Source organism: Gluconobacter sp. P5E10 (assembly GCF_018812145.1).
Classification (GTDB): Bacteria; Pseudomonadota; Alphaproteobacteria; order Acetobacterales; family Acetobacteraceae; genus Gluconobacter; species Gluconobacter cerinus.
The window spans coordinates 500,176-518,245 of record NZ_JACRVZ010000004.1 but is presented as its reverse complement, the minus strand read 5'-3'; the positions used below and the strand labels follow the sequence as shown (position 1 = coordinate 518,245).

Here is an 18,070-nt window from a genome sequence, read left to right as displayed (position 1 = left end):
GCGTGTCAGCCTGGATCACCTGTCGTAATGGCGTCCCGTCCTGAAATTGGCACACATGCGGTAGCAACGTCTGATTTTCTGGTGCCCAGACCGAATACGACGCCCTGTGAGGTAGAACTGTTTTCCAATATTGCCTTTGAAGGCAGCCTTCCAAAGCCGATTGATTACATGCCGCCCCCAAATTGTCCCACGCCATGGGGAAAGATCGTTTTCGAAGCTGATTTTCATATCAGCACCGGTCAACAATATGATCGTACGGCCCGTGTCAGTCTCGGTGGTGTTAATCTCTTTACGGGAACCACAGCTGAGCCTGGTGCGTCCTTTGCACCGCTATGGCATGTGGAGCGGGACATAACCGATTATGCGTCCTTATTGCACAAGCCTGTTTCTGGTGAGGCTGAGCTCGTCAATGGCATCGCCGGAGCCAACAAGGCACGAATAGTCGCTTCCGCCCGACTGGTTTTTTATCCCTTAGAAAGCGGCCAGAAAGCTCCTGATGGACCCAATCTGGTTTTCGCACTGCATCAGCAACCTGTTGCTCTGAATGCCAAGGCACCCATTATTGACAGCACTCACAGCTTTCCGCGAAACATGACCCGCCTTGCGCTTGATGTTCTGGCTATGCCGCAACAGGTGGACGAATTCTGGTACATGTGCATGCCAATGCGGGAAAACGCTGCCGCTGTGACGCCTGATGACAACACCTGCGGTTACCCTTACCGGGAAACCGAGGTCCGTATTGATGGGAAGCTCGCTGGCGTAGCTCCTGTCTTTCCCTGGATTTATACGGGTGGCCTCAATTCCGTTTTATGGAAGCAGATCCCGGGGATCGAGACCCTCAATCTCTCGTCTTATCGCATCAATCTGACGCCTTTTGCAGGAACTCTGAATGATGGGAATCCGCATCATGTCGCTCTCAGTGTCATTGGGGTCCTGCGGAGTGAGGTGGTCACGGCGACAGTGCTGGCCTGGCGCGATCCGGTAAAGGAGATCGTCTCCGGACGCCTCATTCGAGGCGACGTCGAACCTGTTATCATCTCGATAAACAGAAAGTTGCCCTCAAAACCGGATTTTTCTGGGAGGTCTCTCACCGAAGCACACCGGAATATTTCTCTTGAGGGTTTTGTAGAGACGTCTAAAGGGCGCGTAGAAACAAAAATTACTCAGGAGATATCATTCAATAATACATTCTTGACGTCTTATACAGGAAGTAAAATTGACCAGAGTACAAACATAGAAACACATTTTTCTCAATCGGGAGGGGGCTCGCGCGCGAACTACGATACCATCGAGCGTTTTCCCCTTGTCATTCTCCAAGGGAGATCGGGTGCGGAGAACGACCAGAAGTATAACTACGATGTTCACCAGGAGCTGGTACGAAACATCAAAACGGATTTCCCGTCTTTCAGGAGCAGGGAAATGCAAACATCCGTAGATGCAAAAGCGGAAATTCCACTTGTTAAAGACGGGACCAGAGCGCTGCCCAGTCTCAGCTCATCAAGGGCAGAATCCAGAATAAACGACAGTGTTGCAGGCTGCTATGACAGGACGCTCTTCAGTCAAAATCTAACCCTTATATCGGTTACTGATGGCTGTGCTGCATCAGGCCCATCAGTTCAGCATTAGCTCGCAATATGGCCCGGTAAAATAACTCTGAATGTGTGCTCCAGAGTCTGTAACAATGCGGAATTTTCCTGATGCTGTTTGATTGCTCACTTCTCGACGAACTTCCACCCATCGAAAATCCGTCATTTGCGACGCATTTTGATCGTTTTTCGGATGCGAAGCTGCTGCTTCTGGGGGATGCGAGCCATGGGACCGGCGATTTCTATACGGCGCGTGCGGCGATTACGAAGCGTTTCATCAGCGAATACGGTCATAAAATTCTGGCAATCGAGGCAGACCCTTGTGACGTGATGGTGCTTGATCGCTTTGTCCGGCTCGCACTTGGAGAGGTGGACTGGGATAAAGCGTTTCCCCATGCCAATAACTGGGTCTGGAAAAACGAGGAATTCCGCGCCTTGATTTCATGGATCAGTGAGTGGAACAGACATTTACCGCTCAAAGAGCGTGTTGCGATCTTTGGTCTGGATTGTCTTAAAACGGCTTCGTCCATGAACGAATTGGTTGGGTATCTGGAGGGAAGCAACTTTCCTTTGGTTGAACAGGCCCGTCATCTTCGGTCTGGGATGCTGAATTTCAAAGATGATCCTGCCGCATATGCATCGCTGGCTTCCGATCCATTCCGGATTGAAGCTGCTCAATCGATTTCAGAACTGCTGTCGTCGTTTCGGCACATAGAGCCGAAAGCTGTTGGGCCAGAGCGCGAACTTTGGTTCAATGCCCTTTTGTGTGGAGTGTCAGTCGTCAATAGCGAGCGCTTCGAACGCTCCGAAGCAAAAGATTTCGTGACAAAGTGGAATGTGCGTGACACGCATATGTTCTTAGTTGTTCACGAAATACTGGAAAAATTCGGTTCTGATACCAGAATGATTATCTGGGCGCATAATAACCATGTTGGTCATGCGGCTTTCAGCGAAATTGGCTATCGGCGGCACCAGACCAGTCTTGGCGAGCTGCTGAAAAATCAATTCGGAGATGAAGCCTGCCTGATCGGTTTTGGCACCGGCCAAGGATCGATTTTCGCATCAAGAGGGCGTGGCCATGCTCCTGAAGCTATGAGCATTGGAATACCTATTCCTGAAAGCTGGGAAAATCTCTGTCACAATGTGTCTTTTCCTCGTTTCCTGATGGACACCACACAGAGGCGTTCCAGACCTTCCGAGCCACGCCCCGGCCGCACATTCGGAACTTTCTATCTTCCTGATCGGGAATGTGACGAATGTTATCTGGAGGCTGATCTTTTCAGGCAGTTTGATGCATGGGTGTGGATTGACGCGACATCGGCTCTAAATTCGCTATGAGATGGTGATCTCCGCTGGTCAGGCTTTTCGAGCCCGCTACTTAGGTGGCCAAAAATCTGGTCTGACGCTGGACGGCATGGCTATTTTGTTGATCGGCTAGTCGTCTGTTGCTACGAGAATAGGATTCAACTCAATAAAATTGCGTCGACCAAAGTACTATTCTGTCATTGACCAGTGCGTAAAATTCAGAAGGACTAGAGGATAAGGTGGAAGGATCGAAAAACTGTTGTTTGACGCCGCGTTCTTGTGATTTTGTGTTTTCGCGCGTTGACTGATGGTTTTTGAGTCTGATTTTTATCGCTGCGTCTTTCGCAGAGCGTTGGACATTGGCTTTAGATTGCTACGCGGCGGCGCCGATCTTCTCGAGGAAAAGGAAGCGGCGCACATTATAGATGATATTGGCTAGCCCTATCCTCATGGTGGCTCGAGTTATGCCCACAGTCCGGACGAACAGCACGGTCTGTGGCTTCTTTCTGATCAGAGAAGACATGCTCGACACGCGAGCGGATAACTGACTTTCCGGCATTGGAGCGCTGGATATTCCAGGGCATGGGTTTGAGATGCGGCTTTCTCCTGTGGACATTCGAGACAAAGCTCAGTTCATCCATAAAGTCTTCGTTGGCTTTTGAGCGGTAGGCTGTGTCTGCTCAGACTGTTGAGGCGGTGTTGGTTTTGTCCAGCAGCCCATCGCGCAGTCGGGCACCACATCACTGGCTGCGGCATCTGCCGCTTTCCATTTCCGGATCAGCCGAAACTTCCAGGCGATGGAAATGTGGGATTTGTAGCCAACGCAGGGAGTGGCGAGATCCGTTGCGAGGATCGTTCCGTCATTCTGCCGCTTTGCCTTGGTAAACTTCAAAGTCCAGTGTGCATGACGATCTTTGTAAGAAAGCTTTGAAGGCTTGTCCTGCCAGTCTTGTAGGATGTTCCCGAATATCAGCTTTCTCAGCGTTGGTGTTGCACTGCTTTGGAGCTGCCACCAATGTCGCATCCAGGATATGGCCTGATATTAGCAAATAACCGGCATTCCTCAGGGGCGGTCAAACCGGTCAAATAGTCTTTCAATTGCATCAGCCTAGATCAGACGTTCGCGAAATAGCCAGACCGTTTTGGCATCGGGTGCGCGGTCCGACAGCCCCAGACCAAGAAAACGCATGAAGGAGAGCCGATCGTTGATCAGATATTCCGTCCGTTCGTCGGACAGGTTGTTCAACGTCTGGATGACCAGAATCTTGAAGATCAGAACCGGATCAAACCGAGGACGTCCGCCTTGACTGCTGTCTGCACAGGCCAGAGCTTTATCGAGGTCAGAACGAAATCTTTCAAAATCCACTGTCCGGGAAAACGTTTAGAGCTGATCACCAAGCGGGCCAAGCGCTCTTCAACATAAAAGAAGTCTGGTTGCTTCATAATCCATCCCCCCCCCACTCTTCGCATGAGAAATGGAATCACACAGAGGGGCCCAAAACCAGAGGGTTTTTCGAACTCTCCATCTGGTATCGGGACGGCGCCTCTGACATATCGACAATTGCAGGATGATTTTACCGTAGTCCTTACCGCGTTGGAGCTGCAGAAACCTGGCATAATCGGACATAGTGACGGTGGTATTGTCACCCTGCGTCTGGCTGCATCTCATGCCATCCAACCAGAATTCGTCATAGCGGTTGGCGCGCATTGGGTCTTGCCGGAAAATGATACAGCCGGGCAGATTTATCAGACGATCAATCTTGCAAAATGGCGTGAGACGTCCGGAAATCAGATCGCGATCTATAATGCGGAAAATCTCGCACCGGATTTCGGAAAGTTATTCAAGGCCGCGACGCATATGTGGCTTGGCTGCGACGAAGATGCCTATTCCGGTGCGTCTGTCAGAAACATCCAGTGTCCTCTACTCGTGGTACATGGTGACGATGATATGCTCATGTCGCGACAACAGGCATTTGAGCTAGCTGAACAGGCCAGCGGTGCCAGGTTGCTTAACCTGCCATTCGCCAAGCACACATTACTTGAAGACATGCCTGAACGAGTGTCCCCGTTTTTACAGGATTTCATGAAGTACGCTACAGCATGAAGACAAGCGATATTCGGCTGAAAAACGAGGAAGGACAGTGCTGCATCGGGGCGCGCACTCGACCGCATGAACGGTCGCGACTTGGTTGAATATGCTGACTGCATGAAGATTGCCGTGATCGCCGATGTCCATGGAAACAGCTTGGCTCTAGACGCCGTGCTGCATGATATAGCCCATGAAGATCCCGATAAATCTGGAGTATTTGGTTTCCGGACCGTTCGACCCGGCCCGCAGTGCGGATCTTCAAATGTCGCTCTCTGCCGTAACGGTGGCAGGTAATCACGAACGCTGACTGGTGGGGTAGGGGCTTCCGATGCTTATGCGCGGCCGCGCCTGTAGGGAGACCATTGGAAATGGCTCGGGTCGCTTCCCGGCACGGCGAGGTTGCTGGATGGGCGCGTGTTCGCTTGCCATGGCAGGCCTGCCGGAGGAGACCCAGATTACTTTTTGGACGATGTCTCGACGGGTCAGGCGCGGCTCGATCGTCCTGACGCTATCCGACGTCGTCTGGCCGGAACCGGTGATGCGCAGCTCGTGTTGCGCGCGTATACCCATATCCCACGCGTCGTCATAAGTGATGGCGTTGTTATCATTAATCCTGGCAGCGTAGGGATGCCTGCCTATGACGACGACCGTCCGGTCGCGCATGTCATTGAGGCGGGTTCTCCACATGGGCGATATGCTCTGGTAGCCCTTCGCCTTCGGGATGGAGCCTCGACCTGCAGGCCATTCCCTACGATTTCGAGGCTACTGCACGACGAGCGGAGCAGGCCGGGCGTTCCGACGTCGCGTTTGGGGTAGGTCCAGGCAGAATGCCGTGCTGAATGGTGTTGGGACGGAGTGTCATTTGTGCGCTTGGGGAAGTGACGATGCGGCGTCTGCCTTTCGATTTTGCAACGCGTAGTTTCAGCGTCTGCGATGAAAGGCCATTGCTGCCTGCCTGCTTAATACTTTGACCGCACAGGCTATTATGAGAGGAAAAGCAGCGTGTCCGGTTTCTGAAATGCGTGAAAGAAACCGGGCGTCGACGATCTATGTCTTGTCGCCAAGACGATCTTGCATCTTCGTTTCAGAGTCGGAAGCGTTGTGACGTTCATGAAGCTGGCCGGAGAGGTCTCCGGATGTCCGGTTGACCATACGACCGCGCTGAACGGCAGGCCGCTCCAAAAGTCGGTCCGACCATGCCCTGAGATGGGGATAGTCCTGAACGCTCAGGAACGTGGCCGCATCATTATAAAGCCAGCCCTCTACTAGGCCACCGTACCACGGAAAAATGGCCATATCGGCAATTGTGTATTCTTCGCCAGTGATGAAGGGGCTTTCTGCAAGACGCCGATCAAGCACATCCAGTTGCCGCTTGGCTTCCATGGCAAACCGATTGATCGCGTATTCGATTTTCTCTGGCGCATAAGCATAGAAATGCCCAAAACCGCCCCCGATATAGGGCGCACTGCCCACCTGCCAGAAAAGCCAGTTCAGGCATGCTGTCCGACGGGCGATATCCTTGGGAATAAAGGCACCGAATTTTTCAGCGAGATATAGCAGGATTGACCCGGACTCAAAAACGGCCAGAGGCTGATCGCCGCTGTGATCGACCAGGGCTGGAATCTTGGAATTCGGGTTGATCTCCGTAAAGCCGGAGCCGAACTGATCCCCTTCGCCAATGCGAATAAGCCACGCGTCATATTCGGCCTGCGTATGACCCGCAGCAAGCAGTTCCTCAAGCAGGATCGTGACTTTGACGCCATTGGGCGTGCCAAGAGAATAGAGCTGGAGGGGGTGCCGACCAACCGGAAGTGTCCGCTCATGCGTGGATCCGGCTGTCGGGCGGTTCGTACTGGCAAATTTGCCACCGCTCGGTGCCGTCCATGTCCAGACTTTGGGGGGAACGTAATCGGAAGGTGCGCTCATGACGCGATTCCTTTTGACATCGGGGAGAAACTGGTCGGGTACATGGCCTGTCGCGCGTCTTCGTCCATGACGGTCTTGAAGGCATGCCCGTTCATGATGGCATGGGCATTCCCGACTGCCGAACGAGCGTTCATCATGTCCATGAAACGGACGAGATTGGACCAGCGTTTAAGTGGCCTGTCTTCACCTTTCATGACCCGTTCTGCCCGGTCCAACCAGCCCCATGCGGACATGTCCACGATCGTATAATGATCGCCGACAATGAAAGAGCGCCCTTCCAGGTGATCGTTCAGAACCTGATAATGCCGCTCCGCCTCACGACGATATCGATGGACCGCATAGTCTAGGCCTTCCGGTGCTGCATGCTGGAAATGCACAGCCTGTCCTGAGAAGGGACCAAGACCCGTTGCAACAAACATCAGCCAGGACAGAAGCTGGGGGCGATCCTGCGCCGTTCCGAGGAACTGTCCCATTTTTTCAGCCAAATAGAGAAGGATGGCCGTGGAATCGAACAGGATTGCGGGACTGCCCTGCGGACCATCCGTGTCTATGAGAGCAGGCACTTTGCCATTGGGATTGATGGCCCGAAATGCGGGATCATGCTGGGCACCGCGATAGGTATCGACCGGCATGGCTTCGAAAGCCATGCCTGTTTCAGCCAGAAACAGCGCAATTTTTGCCGGATTTGGACCGGGGCCATAGTAGAAGTGAATCATGAGCCACTCCCTTGGGGGCAGTGCAGGAAAAGCTTTTGCCTGATGGCGACCGGGATAGCCCTTGAACCAAGAGCTGATAGGGCCATATCCGGACACCAAAAGGCTAAGAATTAGTTTGCCGAAGCCTGTGTTGCTTTTCGAAGTGCCGGTAGCATGTCTTCTGGATCCGGGCGTCGGGTATAGTCAGGATTGACCTCGGCATAGAGGATTAGGCCGTCCTGCCCGATGACGAAACGGCCGGGCATCGGCAGCGTCCAGCTGTCATCACCATTGAAAGACGGAAGATCGTTTTTCAGGCTGGTATAGAGGTCCACGAGATAGTCCGGCAGTGCAAACCGCAGACCGAATGCTGCTGCAACGTCGTTATGGACATCCGACAGGATGCGGAAATCGAGATGGTTCTGACGAACCGACTTACGGCTATTCACGGGCGTCTGCGGCGAGATGGCAATCAGGCTTGCGCCGAGTTCGCGGAAAGACGGAAGCGCGGCCTCAAGAGCCTGAAGTTCCATGTTGCAGTAGGGGCACCATACGCCGCGATAGAAGCTGATGACCAGCGGACCTTCTGCCAGCAGATCGGCAGAGGACACCGGGTTGCCCTCCGGGTCGTTCAGGGTGAATGACGGCGCTTTGTCGCCCGCTTTGAGCGTGTTGTCCGCTGCCCCCGAGGCAACCAGTTCGGCCGTTGCACGGTGCATGATTTCGATGACCGAGGCGGGAACATGGTAAGGCGGCTTTCCGGCTTCGAAATCGGCTTTGAAAGCGTCGAGTTTTGCCTGAAGAGACATGGGTATTTCCTTTGAAGAAGAATGCGATGCCTGACGTTAGGCCGGCTGGATTTCTTGGGGATGACGGCAGGGAGGACTATTGGTCATTCCATGCCGGAATAGGCGTCAGGCCGTTATTCTGGCGCCTGGATAGTCGGTGTATCCGTGTGCGCCGCCGCCATAGAAGGTCGTGCGGTCATACGGCGTCAGCGGCAGGTTGTGTCGCAGACGTACCGGCAGGTCGGGATTGCTGATGAAAGACCGGCCAAACGCCACTGCATCGGCATTGCCTGTCTGAAGAAGGGCTTCGGCGCTCTCACCATTGAAACCGCCTGCGGCAATGATTGTGCCGAGGAAATGCTGGCGCAGATGCTTTGCCGCCACAGGCTCTGAGTTCGCGACCAGTTCCGTTCCCTTGATGCGGGGCTCGACGACATGGAGATAGGCAATGCCCAGATCGCCAAGCGCTTCCGCGACATATCCAAACGTCTCCTGCGGCGTGCTGTCTGACATGGAGCCATAAGTGCCGCTCGGGCTGATCCGGACACCGACACGGTCTGCTCCCCACACATCAATGGCAGCCTGCGTGATCTCCAGCAGGAACCGCGCGCGGTTTTCAATCGGACCGCCATACTCATCGGTGCGGTGATTGGTTCCGTCCTGCAGGAACTGGTCCGGGAGGTAACCATTCGCGCCATGAATTTCCACGCCATCGAAACCGGCGGCTTTAGCGCGGGCTGCACCTTGACGGTATTGGTCGATCACAGCCGGAATTTCATGGAGCTCCAGGGCATGGGGCATCGAAAACGGTCGGGCTCCATCGGCCGTATAGGCATCGCCCTCGGCCTGAATGGCTGACGGCGCGACAGGGGCCTTGCCTCCCGGCTGAAGGTCTGGGTGGGACTGCCGCCCGACATGCCAGAGCTGCATGATGATTTTTCCGCCTCTCGCATGAACGGCGTCCGTGACAGCGCGCCATCCTTCGATCTGCGCATCCTCATAAATGCCGGGCGCGCCAGCATAGCCATAGCCTTCCCGGGCCACCGGGGTCGCTTCGGAAATGATGAGACTGCCTTGTGACGTTCTCTGAGTGTAATACTCGCGGATCAGCGCGCCCGCTTTGTCGCCGAGTTCTGACCGCAGACGTGTCAGCGGGGCCATGACGATACGATGGTCGAGCGACAGCGCCCCTGCCTTGAAGGGAGTAAACAGTTTGGACATGGTCTTTTCCTTGAAAGGGTCTCTCTCAGTCTTGGGGGACCAGAACTTCGATACGGGCAATACCGCGTTGCACGGCAGGTCGGCTCTCGATATCCGCATACCAGCGGGCAACGTGAGGCGTGTCGTCGAGCGTGATGTTGGGAAAGCCGCGACGCCATAGCCAGCCGAATGGGCGATATCGGTGATGGTAAAATCGTCTCCAGCCACGAACCGGTTTTTCGCCAGGACAGTGTCGAGGACAAGGAGCGTACGGTTTGCCTCGGTGGAGAAACGCTCTAGCGCAATCGGCTCGGGCGTTGCGGCGAACCTTTGGAAAAAGCCGGATTGTCCGAAGGCTGGGCTGAGGGCAGAGGCATGAAAGAACAGGTGCTCAAAAAACACGGGCACGGGCTTCGCCCTGAGCGGGAAGAAGCCGGCCTGTTTTCTCTGCAAGGAAAACGAGAATGGCGGCTGATTCTGTTAGACAAAATGCCTGTTGCGTCTCCACAAGAACCGGCACCTTGCCATTAGGGTTCAGGGCTAGAAATTCAAGGGTCTTCTGCTCCCCTTTGCGGACGTTCACGCCATGAAGCGTGTAGGGAAGATCAAGCTCTTCCAAGGCGATTGTCACCTTGACGCTATTGGGTGTTGCGAATGCGTAGACGTCAAGCATCGGCGGTTTCTCCCTGTCTTGTAGAAGACAGGGCGGACATGATATGCCCCAGAAGGGCAAATGCCGTGTGCAGCAGGCTGCCTGTCAGATGGAAAGCCAGAAGACTGTCTGCGACCACCAGCGCAGACGTAGCGCGTATGAATGAACCGGACATCTCTGGGCTCCTTCGAAACCCGGCCTGTCCGGGTTGATACCTAAGAGATGCTTCTTCCGCACTCGACAGGGCAGAGCGCTTGAGGCGATAATGGTCATTCCCTGGAGGAATATCGTGGACCGTTATCAGGCAATGGCCACGTTCATATGCGTGGTGGACACGGGATCGTTCTCGGCCGCCGCACGACAACTTGGGTTGGGACAGAACTTCTACGAGCGGGCACGAAACGCAATTCAGGAGGCCGATGAAGCGGAGCTTGCCGCAAAGGGAGCTGGTGCAGGTCTGTCAGACCGATTGCGAGTTTCGGCGGCAACGACGTTTGCAAGGCTGCATATCATCCCGGAGTTACCGCAGTTTCTTGAGGACCATCCTCAACTAACCGTCGAAATCATTCTTGATAACCGGATGATCGATCTCGTGGCAGAAGGCGTCGATATTTCCCTGCGGATGGGAACACTCACGGATTCCACTGCAATCGCCCGGAAGATCGCAACAGGACGACGCTCGGTCCTCGCCACGCCTTCCTATCTCAAACGAGCTGCAGCCCCCAGTCTTCGGCGGATCTGGCGAACCATGAGGCGATCATTTACAGCCAGTTGCCAAGCGCCTGGTCGCTCCTGCGAGAAGGTGCCGCAGTGTCGGTCTCTGTCAGCGGGCGACTTAAGGTCAGTGCCGCAGAAGGGCTCGGTGCCGCCGTTCTGGCGGATATGGGCCTGACCATCGCGTCCGACTGGATGTTTGCACCCGAAATGGAGAGTGGAGCCGTCGTTCGTGTTCTTGACGCATGGTCCCTGCCAACAATTACCTCTTGGGCCGTCTTTCCTGCAGGACGGATGATGACCGCCAAAGCCCGTCAGTTCGCGGAAAGAATTATCTAGGTATCCAGCCGTCACCGCTGGAGAATTTCGTGTCTTACGTCAAGAGCAATCGGTAATGTCCGCTATCGGAAAAGGGTAATATTTCGTGGCAAAAAAGGAATAAAGGCGAAAGCTGCTTCCCTGCCTCGCGCGTGATGACCGGACAAGAGGTTTCAAAGGAAAACAAAATGTCTGCTCTTAGACTGTACCAGTCGCAAAGTAGACATCTCTATTTATCCTAAAGTGCGGTGCATGCTTTCAGAGCATCCTCTACATGCCTCCGGTCTTGCGATGTTAAAGGCAAAATTGGACGCGGAGGCTGCGCGGAAGACAGTTCCAGAAGATTGATTGCAGCATAAGCAACACGCAGGCTTCCAAATTCCCGAAACAGTGTCCACATCGGCTCTAGCGCCCGCTGATACTGGTTCACGGCACGGGCATCGCCCTCATGTGCAGCTGTCACTATCGCCTTGGCCAGCTTTGGCAGGAAACCGCCCAGCACACTGAACCAGCCATCACATCGGGCCAGAAGGGCTTCGGCTGCAATCCAGTCTCCACTGTAGCCTATAGCGAGTTTTCCAACCGGGCTGGACCGTAGTGCGGCCAGTTCCTGTAAAACCGCGCCTTCTGCCGGAGCGGGCATTTTTACGGCGGCGATGTTGGGTAAGTCCGCCAGCCGTTCAAGCAAATCACGACTGAAACTGAAATGGGTTGTACTGGGATTGTTGTAGATGCAAAGCGGTAGAGACGTAACTTCGGCGACTGCTTTGTAATGCTGATAGGCTTCTTCCTGCGTCAGGGGCGTGTAGGACACAGGAGCCATCAGCAGTCCGTCGGCACCTTCGGCCGCAGCATCGCGTGCAAGGTTCTGGGCATCGTCGGTGCGCAGCGTGCCGATCCCTACGATTAGCGGCGTTTTACCCGCGACTGTTTTGAAGGCTGCCCGGATGGCGCGGCAGCGCTCGGTACGGCTCAGATAGGCATAGGTTCCGGTACTGCCCAAAAGGCCGATGGAATCCACCCCATTGGCAGACAGATGCGCCGTCAGGCGCATGACACCCTCCGTATCCACCACGCCATGTTCGTTGGCTGGCGTAATGGGGAAAGCCGAAAGGCCGTGAAAGATCGACATGTCAGACCTCGTTACCGGATGGAACATTGACGCCCATCGATTTCAGATAGCGTTTGATGTTGCGGGCTGCCTGGCGGATGCGCTGTTCGTTTTCCACCAGAGCAATGCGCACATAGCCTTCACCATTTGCGCCATATCCAACGCCAGCGGCAACCGCCACTTTGGCGTGGGTCAGAAGCTGTTTTGAAAACTCCAGACTTCCCATATGCGCAAGAGCCGGAGGCAAAGGTGCCCAGGCAAACATGGAAGCATTAGGAGGGGGGATATCCCATCCGGCCCGGGCGAAGCTTTCGACCAGCACGTCCCGGCGACGATTGTAGAGTTGCCGGTTGCGCTCCACAATGTCCTGAGGACCATTGAGGGCAGCACAGGCCGCCGCCTGAATGGGTGTGAACGCGCCATAATCCAGATAGGATTTGACCCGGCTCATAGCTGAAACCAGCGTCCTGTTCCCCACGGCAAAACCGATGCGCCAGCCCGCCATGCTGTAGGTCTTGCTCAGGGACGTGAACTCGACCGCAACATCCTTGCCGCCTTTGACCTGAAGGATCGAGGGGGTCGGCTTTCCGTCATAATACAGTTCAGAATAGGCCAGATCGCTGACGATCCACAGGCCGTGTTCTTTCGCAAAAGCCACAGCCCTCTCATAGAACGGTAGTTCGACGCTTTCTGCCGTCGGATTGGACGGATAGTTCATGACCAGCAGCTTCGGGCGGGGACCGGGCGCTTTCATGGCCTGTTCCAGCGCCTCGAAATAATGCTCGTCAGGCGTCGTTGGCACGGCACGGATGGCTGCCCCGGCCATGACAAACCCGAACGTATGAATGGGGTAGGATGGATCCGGGGCCAGTACGACATCGCCGGGTGCGATCACGGCGGTTGCGAGGCTGGCGAGACCCTCCTTCGACCCCATGATCACGACCACCTCTGTCTCGGGATCAACCTCCACGCCAAAGCGTCGGCCGTAATAGCTGGCCTGTGCCCGTCTAAGCCCTGGAATTCCTCTGGACTGGGAATAGCCATGCGCGCCGGGTCGACGTGCGACCTCGACGAGCTTTTCAATGACGTGCTCGGGCGGTGGCAGGTCGGGATTGCCCATGCCGAGGTCGATGACGTCTTCACCGGCCGCGCGTGCTGCGGCCCGCATCGCATTGGTTTCAGCAATCACATAGGGCGGCAGCAGTTTGAGCCGGTAGAAGTCGTCGGACATGGTTGCCTCGGTTGAATAGTCAGAATTGTTATTCTTTGTGGATCAGGAAAAACGCTTGGCACCCGCCACGCACAGAACAACGATGAGTGTCGAAACAATCATCGTCCAGGCAACCGGTTCATGCAGGAAAAGTGCCGCAAGTAGCAGACCAACGAAGGGTTGCAGCAACTGCAGTTGCCCGACGCCAGCGATACCGCCCAGGGCCAGGCCGCGATACCAGAAAATGAAACCGATCAGCATGCTGAAGACCGAAACGTAACCAAGCCCGATCCATGAGGAGAGATGAATGTTTCCCCAACTGGTCGGCAGATAAGCGAGGGCGATAATCGCCATGAGTGGCAGGGACAGCAGCAGGGACCATGAAATGACCTGCCATCCCCCGAGACGACGGGAGAGGGTTGCTCCTTCCGCGTAACCCAGACCGCAGACGAGAATGGCCGCAACCATCAGCAGATCGCCTGTGACATTCCCCGCCTGACTGCCGTAGAGAGCAAACCCCGCCACAGCAGCCGCGCCGATCGTGGAAAACAGCCAGAAGGCAGGTTTGGGGTGTTCACCTCCCCGCAGCACACCAAAAATGGCCGTGGCCAGCGGCAACAGGCCGATGAACACAAGGGAGTGGGCTGACGTAATGTGTTGGAGTGCGAGTGCCGTTAGCAATGGGAAGCCGACGACACAGCCGATAGCTACGAAGACAAGAGGAACAGTGTCCTGCTTTACCGGGGGGGGCTGACGCAGTGCCAACAGAAAGAGGCTTCCCAGAAGGGCTGCTATGACGGCGCGGGCGCTGGTCAGGAAAATGGGCGAAAAATCAGCGACCGCAACACGTGTCGCGGGCAGAGAGCCACTGAAAATGATCACGCCCAGCAACCCGCTACCCCATCCTTCTGTCGTCCGTTTCACAAACGAAAATCCTTGATATCGTGATGAATTGAATGCGCTTGAATTTATGAGGATGGAATTGTCAGGGGGAGCTACACTTCAGTACAGTTATGAAAAACTGTATTGGTAACAAGACACATACAATTCCTGGGGTCGGTAGTGGAAGATCAACAGACGCGCACATCCGCCATCATGGAGGCGATCAGGCAGCGCATCGCGACACGTGCTCTTGTGTCTGGCGATCGCCTGCCGTCGATCCGGCAGTTTGCCAAAACCATGCAGGCCTCACCGTCTACGATCGTTCAGGCTTATGACCGTTTAGTAGCCGAGGGGGTCATCGCACCGCGGCAGGGCTCTGGTTTTTATGTTACGGGGCGTGCCTTTCCTCCATTATCGTTGGTGGGTGCCAACACCCCGGCAGCGCGGGCCGTTGATCCGTTCTGGGTGTCGCGTCAGTCTCTGGACTCAGATCCAACTGTCCTGAAGCCAGGATGCGGCTGGCTTCCAACGGACTGGATGCCTGATGAAGCATTGCGCAAGGCATTCAGAGCCGTGGCACGCGGAAAAAATACGATCCTGTTAGACTATGGCAGCACCAGAGGCGCACTGCGCCTGCGCCGCCTCCTGACCTCCCAGTTTTTCGAAGAGGGGCTTGATATCAGCCCCGATCAGGCTCTGCTGACGGGTTCAGGCACGCAAGCGGTCGATCTGATCTGCCGTCTTCTGGTACGCCGGGGTGATACGGTTCTGGTGGATGACCCGTGTTATTTCAATTTCCAGGCTTTGCTCAAGGCGCATGAAATCCGGATCGTCGGAGTTCCATACACCGCGACCGGTCCTGATATCGAAGCTTTCGAGCGGATCGTTCTGCAGGAGAAGCCGCGCCTCTACATCACCAACTCTGCTCTCCACAATCCCACCGGAGCCACTCTCTCTCCGCAGACAGCCTTTCGTCTTCTGAGTACAGCCGCCGCATCAGGTGTTCTGATTGTTGAAGACGATATCTTTGCAGATTTTGAGACCGCGCCATCACCCCGCCTGGCAATCATGGAGGGGTTGGAGCATGTCATCCGGATCGGAAGCTTTTCAAAGACCCTGTCTGCGTCGGTACGATGTGGTTACATCGCGGCCCGGAAAGATCTGATTGAAGGTTTGATTGACCTGCAGGTCGCGACCAGTTTTGGTGGTCCCAGTCCTGTAATCACAGAAGTGATCGCGGATGCGCTGGAAGGGGGCAGCTATCGAAAGCACATGCTGGAGATCAAGCGGCGGCTAGAAAAATCCAGAAAGACGGTTATTCGCAAACTGGAGACGCTAGGGATATCGCCGTGGACAGTCCCGAAAGCAGGCTTCTATTTGTGGTGCAGACTTCCGGATGGACAGGATTCAACGGACATCGCGCTCAGAAGCATGGCTGATAAAATCATTCATGCTCCGGGCAACGTCTTCAGTGTGAGCCAGTCTGCATCTTCCTTCATGCGGTTCAATGTCACGCAATGCGAGGATGAAAGAGTTTTTCGTTCTCTGGAAATGATGCTCACATAAGAAGTGTCCAACAATCCCCCGCAGGGTGCGGTTTAATTCAACTCGGGATGAGAAGTGTCCGCTTTTCGGTTGGCGCATCAATAAGGTCAGTGTCTCGAAGGAGGAGTTACCGTCTGTCTGCTAAGCGCTGGCAAATAACCAGCCCACCTACGCGGGATTTGCGCGTCAAGCCTGTATCGGCTCTCCCAGATGTTCTCGCATCCATTTGGCCTCCTCGCTTGGGGTGCGATGAAAATGGCGTTTGAAGTCCCGGCTGAACTGGGCAGGGCTGGCATAGCCGACTTCTGAGGCGACCGTTGCAAGTGTTCCCTGACGTCGTGCGATCATCAGCCTTGCTTCGTGCAGCCGCAGCGCTTTGAGATATTGGATCGGGGTGTTCCCGGTAAGGGACTTAAAGCCGGCGTGATATGACGGAACGCTCATACCGGCTGTTACAGCGAGTTCCGAAACCGATAGCCCTTCTTTGTAGCGTTCGCGGATCAGCGTCAGACTCTGCACGATCCTGTCTGTCGTGCCATTGCGACGCAAGGCTGCCATCAGCGATCCGCCCTGAGGCCCGACCAGGATGCGATAATGCAATTCACGCAATAGCCCCGGGCCGAGAATAGTGAGTTCCTGGAGATGATGGAGAGCATGAAGCAGGCGTTGAAGTACATTTGTCATGGCGGGTGCCATTCGACTTGAAATCAGACTTCGCGCCTGCATTCTTTCGTCATGACTGGCTTGTCCATTCAGTGTGGTCGCTATTTCAGCAGCAAGATGCAGGTCAAAATCGAAGTAAATGGCGAGCAGAGGCTGAGCAGGGCTGGCCTGTGAAGCCATCCGGAAAGGCACAGGGACCGAAACGGCAAGATAATGCTCGGCATCATATCGGTAGATCTCGCCATTGAGGAAACCCTGCTTGAATCCCTGCAGGACGAAAACCGCCCCAGGCCGATAAAGAACCGGCACATCTTCAAGGATGGTCTCGGAACGCAGGATACGGACACTCGGCAAAGACGTGGCGTTGTAGCCAGATCGCGGTGCGAGTTCCGCGGCCAATGCGAGGAGTGACGGGGTATCTGATTGATGATTCATAGGATCAGGCAAGGATATTAGAGAAATTACAGTATAGAGCAGGGTAATACCCTATTATTGGTCAAGGCATGAACGAAATTCAGTCGAGCAGAGCCATGCCACAGAAAACCTTCTTTATTACGGGTGCCAACTCGGGATTTGGGTTAGCCATTGCCCAGGCTGCCCTTGAGGCCGGTCATCGGGTGATTGGTACGGTCCGGTCGCAAACCGCAAGAGTGTCCTTACTGGAGCGACTGCCGGATGCTCGAGTGGTCCTGTGTGACGTCACCGAGTTCGACCGGATTCCCGCCATCGTTGCGCAGGCAGAAGAAGACCATGGTCCAGTCGACGTACTCATCAACAATGCCGGCTATGGACATGAAGGTATTCTGGAGGAATCTCCTCTCGAGGAAATGCGCCACCAGTTCGATGTGAATGTCTTCGGAGCTGTTGCGGTTGCCAAAGCCTTCCTGCCGCGTTTTCGCGAGCGCGGTCACGGATTTATTGTGAACGTGACATCAATGGGTGGTCTGATCACAATGCCGGGCCTGGCGTCTTACTGTGGTAGCAAATTCGCTTTGCAGGGCATTTCGGACGTCATGCGCGCGGAAATGGCGCCTTTTGGGGTTCATGTCACCGCGCTATGCCCTGGATCATTCCGCACGGACTGGGCCGGGCGTTCAATGGTCAGGACCGAGCGCTCAATTACAGACTATAATGCTCTGTTCGATCCGATCCGGGCTGCTCGCCACGAGAAGGACGGTAAGCAGTTGGGTGATCCGACGAAACTCGCCGCCGCCGTCCTTCAACTCGTTGCGTCGGACATGCCTCCACCGCAACTCCTCTTGGGTAGCGATGCTCTGCGTTTGGTTCGTGAACGTCTCGCTCAGCTCGAAAAAGAAATCATGGCCTGGGAGGAATTAACCCGATCAACAGACGGGTAATATTTCTGGGCCGAATGTCTCAGTTGAG

Annotated in this window: 18 protein-coding genes and 1 pseudogene; 8 read left to right on the top strand and 11 right to left on the bottom strand. The window is 55.0% G+C overall.

What is annotated here, in order from left to right:
• The first annotated feature begins 27 nt into the window (after positions 1-27).
• Positions 28-1,626 (top strand): peptide-N4-asparagine amidase, encoded by a 1,599-nt coding sequence (locus tag KP707_RS11000; RefSeq protein ID WP_215751852.1) that lies wholly within the window; start codon positions 28-30, stop codon positions 1,624-1,626.
• Positions 1,627-1,697: 71 nt separating this feature from the next.
• Complete coding sequence (locus KP707_RS10995) at positions 1,698-2,924, top strand: erythromycin esterase family protein (protein WP_215751853.1); 1,227 nt, start codon at positions 1,698-1,700, stop codon at positions 2,922-2,924.
• Between the two features lie 340 nt (positions 2,925-3,264).
• On the opposite strand, the pseudogene KP707_RS10990 reads toward KP707_RS10995, so the two are convergent.
• Positions 3,265-4,334 (bottom strand): annotated as a pseudogene (locus KP707_RS10990) (transposase).
• Between the two features lie 118 nt (positions 4,335-4,452).
• On the opposite strand from KP707_RS10990, the gene KP707_RS10985 reads away from it, so the two are divergent.
• Together KP707_RS10985 and KP707_RS10980 are read left to right on the top strand one after the other, a co-directional pair.
• Entirely contained in the window at positions 4,453-4,995 is a 543-nt protein-coding gene (locus KP707_RS10985; protein ID WP_252348856.1) for an alpha/beta fold hydrolase, read from the top strand.
• Positions 4,996-5,442: 447 nt separating this feature from the next.
• A complete protein-coding gene (locus KP707_RS10980; protein WP_252348855.1) occupies positions 5,443-5,796 on the top strand; it encodes a metallophosphatase family protein in 354 nt (117 codons plus the stop codon).
• 231 nt (positions 5,797-6,027) lie between these two features.
• Here the strand turns inward: KP707_RS10980 and yghU are convergent, their stop codons facing one another.
• The 6 genes from yghU to KP707_RS10950 form a co-directional block, all read right to left on the bottom strand.
• Entirely contained in the window at positions 6,028-6,906 is an 879-nt protein-coding gene (gene yghU, locus KP707_RS10975) for a glutathione-dependent disulfide-bond oxidoreductase (protein ID WP_215751856.1), read from the bottom strand.
• Positions 6,903-7,622, bottom strand: a complete 720-nt coding sequence (locus KP707_RS10970) for a glutathione S-transferase family protein (RefSeq protein ID WP_211502851.1) — start codon at positions 7,620-7,622, stop codon at positions 6,903-6,905. The genes yghU and KP707_RS10970 overlap by 4 nt, the downstream gene beginning before the upstream one ends.
• Before the next feature lie 110 nt (positions 7,623-7,732).
• Positions 7,733-8,410 (bottom strand): peroxiredoxin-like family protein, encoded by a 678-nt coding sequence (locus KP707_RS10965; RefSeq protein WP_211502852.1) that lies wholly within the window; start codon positions 8,408-8,410, stop codon positions 7,733-7,735.
• Between the two features lie 105 nt (positions 8,411-8,515).
• Positions 8,516-9,610: an alkene reductase gene (locus tag KP707_RS10960; RefSeq protein ID WP_211503161.1), complete on the bottom strand. Its 1,095-nt coding sequence runs from the start codon at positions 9,608-9,610 to the stop codon at positions 8,516-8,518.
• A gap of 370 nt (positions 9,611-9,980) precedes the next feature.
• Positions 9,981-10,262, bottom strand: coding sequence for a glutathione S-transferase N-terminal domain-containing protein (locus KP707_RS10955; protein WP_211502853.1), 282 nt, complete (start codon positions 10,260-10,262; stop codon positions 9,981-9,983).
• Positions 10,255-10,416, bottom strand: a complete 162-nt coding sequence (locus KP707_RS10950) for a hypothetical protein (protein WP_211502854.1) — start codon at positions 10,414-10,416, stop codon at positions 10,255-10,257. The genes KP707_RS10955 and KP707_RS10950 overlap by 8 nt, the downstream gene beginning before the upstream one ends.
• A gap of 114 nt (positions 10,417-10,530) precedes the next feature.
• On the opposite strand from KP707_RS10950, the gene KP707_RS16835 reads away from it, so the two are divergent.
• Both KP707_RS16835 and KP707_RS17150 read left to right on the top strand, forming a co-directional pair.
• Positions 10,531-11,133 (top strand): LysR family transcriptional regulator, encoded by a 603-nt coding sequence (locus tag KP707_RS16835; RefSeq protein WP_249202893.1) that lies wholly within the window; start codon positions 10,531-10,533, stop codon positions 11,131-11,133.
• Entirely contained in the window at positions 11,124-11,294 is a 171-nt protein-coding gene (locus tag KP707_RS17150; protein WP_373687798.1) for a LysR substrate-binding domain-containing protein, read from the top strand. The genes KP707_RS16835 and KP707_RS17150 overlap by 10 nt, the downstream gene beginning before the upstream one ends.
• Before the next feature lie 217 nt (positions 11,295-11,511).
• Here the strand turns inward: KP707_RS17150 and KP707_RS10940 are convergent, their stop codons facing one another.
• From KP707_RS10940 to KP707_RS10930, 3 genes are read right to left on the bottom strand one after another with little or no spacing between them, the layout of a single operon-like run.
• Positions 11,512-12,405 (bottom strand): dihydrodipicolinate synthase family protein, encoded by an 894-nt coding sequence (locus KP707_RS10940; RefSeq protein WP_211502855.1) that lies wholly within the window; start codon positions 12,403-12,405, stop codon positions 11,512-11,514.
• 1 nt (position 12,406) lies between these two features.
• Positions 12,407-13,615, bottom strand: a complete 1,209-nt coding sequence (locus tag KP707_RS10935) for an LL-diaminopimelate aminotransferase (RefSeq protein WP_211502856.1) — start codon at positions 13,613-13,615, stop codon at positions 12,407-12,409.
• Positions 13,616-13,657: 42 nt separating this feature from the next.
• Positions 13,658-14,518: a DMT family transporter gene (locus tag KP707_RS10930; RefSeq protein ID WP_211502857.1), complete on the bottom strand. Its 861-nt coding sequence runs from the start codon at positions 14,516-14,518 to the stop codon at positions 13,658-13,660.
• Positions 14,519-14,656: 138 nt separating this feature from the next.
• Here KP707_RS10930 and KP707_RS10925 point away from each other — a divergent pair, with 138 nt between their 5' ends.
• On the top strand, positions 14,657-16,042 hold the full coding sequence (locus KP707_RS10925; RefSeq protein WP_338085319.1) for a PLP-dependent aminotransferase family protein: 1,386 nt from the start codon (positions 14,657-14,659) through the stop codon (positions 16,040-16,042).
• A 165-nt stretch (positions 16,043-16,207) separates the two neighbouring features.
• Here the strand turns inward: KP707_RS10925 and KP707_RS10920 are convergent, their stop codons facing one another.
• On the bottom strand, positions 16,208-17,119 hold the full coding sequence (locus KP707_RS10920) for an AraC family transcriptional regulator (RefSeq protein WP_211502858.1): 912 nt from the start codon (positions 17,117-17,119) through the stop codon (positions 16,208-16,210).
• A 95-nt stretch (positions 17,120-17,214) separates the two neighbouring features.
• Here KP707_RS10920 and KP707_RS10915 point away from each other — a divergent pair, with 95 nt between their 5' ends.
• Positions 17,215-18,042: an oxidoreductase gene (locus KP707_RS10915; RefSeq protein ID WP_215751857.1), complete on the top strand. Its 828-nt coding sequence runs from the start codon at positions 17,215-17,217 to the stop codon at positions 18,040-18,042.
• Positions 18,043-18,070: the final 28 nt, after the last annotated feature.